Origin of the sequence: Mycobacterium colombiense (assembly GCF_001672755.1) — a bacterium.
In the GTDB taxonomy this organism is placed as follows: domain Bacteria; phylum Actinomycetota; class Actinomycetes; order Mycobacteriales; family Mycobacteriaceae; genus Mycobacterium; species Mycobacterium colombiense_C.
The window spans coordinates 1-836 of record NZ_LZKI01000166.1; the positions used below are offsets into that span (position 1 = coordinate 1).

Sequence of the window (836 nt, forward strand, 5' to 3'; positions counted from 1 at the left end):
GCGAAGTTCGACCTGGCGCTGGGCAAGCTGAACCTCGAGCCCGGGATGACGCTGCTGGACATCGGCTGCGGCTGGGGCGGTGCCCTGAAGCGCGCTGTCGAGAAGTACGACGTCAACGTCATCGGAATTACCCTGAGCCGCAACCAGTTCGAGTACAGCAAGAAGAAGCTCGCCGGATTGCCGACGGACCGCAACATCGAGGTGCGCCTGCAGGGCTGGGAAGAGTTCGAAGACAAGGTCGACCGGATCGTCTCCATCGGCGCGTTCGAGCACTTCGGCCGCCAGCGCTACGGCCGCTTCTTCAAGATGGCCTACAACGTGCTGCCGCCGGGCGGAGTCATGTTGCTGCACACCATCGTTCGGCCGTCGTTCAAGGAGGCCCGGGCCAAGGGCATGACGCTGACCCGTGAGATCGTGCAGTTTTCGCAATTCATCCTGTCCGAGATCTTCCCCGGCGGCTGGCTGCCGACGCCCCAGACCGTTGGCGAGTACGGGGTCACGGTGGGCTTCGAGTTGACCCGCGTTCAATCGCTGCAGCTGCACTACGCCAGGACACTGGACCTGTGGGCCGAGGCCCTCGAGGCGAATCGCGAGCAGGCCCTGGCCGTTCAGTCCCAAGAGGTTTACGACCGTTACATGAAGTACCTCACCGGTTGCGCGAAGCTGTTCCGCGACGGCTACACCGACGTCAATCAATTCACGCTGGAGAAGTAACCGGCTCGCTTTTGGCCTACTTCACCATCGTGAATTGCCCCACATTGCTGATGCCCTTGCGGAAGAAGTTCTCGCACCCCGTCAGATAGTGCATGTAACGGTCGTAGACCTCTTTCGTCCGA

The 836-nt window shown here is 61.6% G+C and carries 1 protein-coding gene and 1 pseudogene; one reads left to right on the plus strand and one right to left on the minus strand.

The features are described from left to right. Positions 1–714, plus strand: a 714-nt coding sequence (locus A5708_RS21700) for a class I SAM-dependent methyltransferase (protein WP_065030596.1), incomplete at its 5' end; no start/stop codon positions are given. A gap of 16 nt (positions 715–730) precedes the next feature. On the opposite strand, the pseudogene A5708_RS27000 reads toward A5708_RS21700, so the two are convergent. After that, positions 731–836: pseudogene (locus tag A5708_RS27000) on the minus strand (class I SAM-dependent methyltransferase); the annotation flags it as partial.